Raw genomic sequence first — 2,506 nt, 5'->3', positions numbered from 1 at the left:
CCCCCCCCCCCCACAAAAACCTGTGCTCCAGCAGGAATCTGCGGTGTTCTGGCGCGGATAAGTTCGAAACACAAGGTGCGATTTCCCCCTCCCTACGCTAACCTGCGGCCATGTTTACGAGGTCGACTATGCACATCCATATTCTCGGTATTTGCGGCACTTTCATGGGTTCGATGGCGGTCCTGGCCAAGGAGCTGGGCCATCATGTGACCGGTTCCGACGCCAACGTCTACCCGCCGATGAGCACGCAGCTGGAGGCCCAGGGCATCGAGCTGACCCAAGGCTATGACCCGGCGCAACTGGACCCGGCGCCGGACCTGGTGGTCATTGGTAATGCCATGTCCCGTGGCAACCCGGCGGTGGAATACGTGCTCAATAAAGGCTTGCCGTACGTGTCGGGGCCGCAGTGGCTGGCCGATCATGTGTTGCAGGGCCGTTGGGTCCTGGCCGTCGCCGGCACTCACGGCAAGACCACCACCAGCAGCATGCTCGCCTGGGTGCTGGAACATGCGGGCATGAGCCCGGGGTTTCTGATCGGTGGGGTACCACAGAACTTTTCAGTGTCGGCGCGCCTCGGTGGCACGCCGTTCTTCGTGATCGAGGCCGATGAATACGACAGCGCGTTCTTCGACAAGCGCTCGAAATTCGTCCACTACCGCCCGCGCACGGCGATCCTCAACAATCTTGAGTTCGATCACGCAGACATCTTCCCGGATCTGCCGGCCATTGAGCGCCAATTCCACCATCTGGTGCGGACCATCCCGAGCGAAGGCCTGGTCATCCATCCGACCACCGAGCCGGCCCTGCAGCGGGTCATTGAAATGGGCTGCTGGACCCCGGTGCAAACCACCGGCGCGGGCGGTCAGTGGCAGGTCAAGCTGCTCAAGGATGACGGTTCGGCGTTCGAAGTCATGTTCGAAGGCCAGTCCCAAGGCGTGGTCGAATGGGACATGACCGGCCAGCACAACGTCGCCAACGCCTTGGCGACGCTGGCGGCGGCCCGGCACGTCGGGGTGGTGCCGTCGATGGGCATCGCCGCGTTGAGCGCGTTCAAGAGCGTGAAACGGCGGATGGAGAAAGTCGCCGAGGTCAACAGCATCATCATCTATGACGACTTCGCCCACCATCCGACCGCTATTGCCACCACCCTCGATGGTCTGCGCAAGCGCATCGGTGATGCCCCGCTGATTGCGATCATCGAGCCGCGCTCCAATTCCATGAAGCTCGGCGCTCACCGCGACGGCCTGCCGGAAAGCGTGGTCGATGCCGACCAGGTGATCTGGTACGCGCCGGCCAACCTCGGCTGGGACCTCGGCGCCACGGCAGCGCTGTGCACGGTGTCGTCGATTGTCAGCGATTCCCTGGAGGGCATCATCGAGCGCGTGAAGAGCCAGGCCCAGCCCGGCACCCACGTGGTGATCATGAGCAACGGCGGCTTCGGCGGCCTGCACGGCAAACTCGCCGAGGCCCTCAAATGAGCAATGGCCCCGAACGCATCACGCTGGCGATGACCGGTGCTTCCGGCGCCCAGTACGGCTTGCGCCTGCTCGACTGCCTGGTGCGTGAGGATCGCGAGGTGCATTTCCTCATCTCCAAGGCCGCGCAGTTGGTGATGGCCACCGAGACCGACGTGACGTTGCCCCCCAAGACGCAGATGATGCAGGCCTTTCTCACCGAGTACACCGGTGCGGCGGCAGGGCAGATTCGTGTGTATGGCAAGGAAGACTGGATGGCGCCGGTGGCTTCGGGCTCCGGCGCGCCGGCGGCGATGGTCGTGGTGCCGTGTTCCACCGGTACGCTGTCGGCGATCGCCACCGGGGCCTGCAACAACCTGATCGAGCGGGCGGCGGACGTCACGCTCAAGGAGCGCCGCCAGTTGATCCTGGTGCCGCGAGAAGCGCCGTATTCGAGCATTCACCTGGAGCACATGCTCAAGCTGTCGAACATGGGTGTGACCATCCTGCCGGCCTCGCCGGGTTTCTACCACCAGCCGCAGACCATCGACGACCTGATCGATTTCGTGGTCGCGCGAATCCTCAATTTGCTGAACCTCCCACAAGACATGTTGCCACGTTGGGGCGAGCATCATCTGGGCGGTGATGAATAAGCTGCTGGCGGTGTTGCTGGTTTTGCAACTGACCGGCTGCGCCACCGCCCGCACTCTCGACGCCGCCAAGCCGGGAGCGCCGGTGGTCTATGCGGGGACGCGGCTGGACATGTATGCCCTCAACGGTGGCTGCTGCGCCAAGGACCGTTTTGGCGCCGAGGCGCCGAATTATCCGGGCCTCGATCTGCCGGGGAGTGCGCTGCTGGATACGTTGTTGTTGCCGTTGTCGTTGCTGACGGTGATTGGCGTGGGGTTTCAGGCGACCGGCGGGATGTAATAGACGCCACGATGAGTGCCTGGCTTTGGATCGGTGGTGCGCCCTTCGCGAGCAGGCTCGCTCCCACAGGGCCTCGTTGAATGCGATCCTTGTGGGAGCGAGCCTGCTCGCGAAGGCGCCCG

Annotated in this window: 3 protein-coding genes; all 3 read left to right on the top strand. The window is 63.8% G+C overall.

Annotation, left to right across the window (positions count from 1 at the left end):
* Window positions 1-128: 128 nt before the first annotated feature.
* Genes mpl through ACE04F_RS05645 form a run of 3 tightly spaced genes read left to right on the top strand, consistent with a single transcriptional unit; the run spans window position 129 to window position 2,384 of the window.
* A complete protein-coding gene (gene mpl, locus ACE04F_RS05655) occupies window positions 129-1,478 on the top strand; it encodes a UDP-N-acetylmuramate:L-alanyl-gamma-D-glutamyl-meso-diaminopimelate ligase (protein WP_486105362.1) in 1,350 nt (449 codons plus the stop codon).
* On the top strand, window positions 1,475-2,107 hold the full coding sequence (gene ubiX, locus ACE04F_RS05650) for a flavin prenyltransferase UbiX (RefSeq protein ID WP_486105361.1): 633 nt from the start codon (window positions 1,475-1,477) through the stop codon (window positions 2,105-2,107). Before mpl ends, ubiX begins: the two co-directional genes overlap by 4 nt.
* Window positions 2,100-2,384, top strand: coding sequence for a YceK/YidQ family lipoprotein (locus ACE04F_RS05645; RefSeq protein WP_486105360.1), 285 nt, complete (start codon window positions 2,100-2,102; stop codon window positions 2,382-2,384). The genes ubiX and ACE04F_RS05645 overlap by 8 nt, the downstream gene beginning before the upstream one ends.
* Window positions 2,385-2,506 lie beyond the last annotated feature (122 nt).

The sequence above is a fragment of the Pseudomonas sp. AGC41 genome (genome assembly GCF_057334555.1).
This window is presented reverse-complemented; position numbering and strand designations above follow the sequence as displayed.

Excerpts from the sequence above, each read along its gene's own strand:
- mpl (WP_486105362.1), top strand. The coding sequence starts at position 129 with ATGCACATCCATATTCTCGGTATTTGCGGCACTTTCATGGGTTCGATG.
- ubiX (WP_486105361.1), top strand. The coding sequence starts at position 1,475 with ATGAGCAATGGCCCCGAACGCATCACGCTGGCGATGACCGGTGCTTCC.
- ACE04F_RS05645 (WP_486105360.1), top strand. The coding sequence starts at position 2,100 with ATGAATAAGCTGCTGGCGGTGTTGCTGGTTTTGCAACTGACCGGCTGC.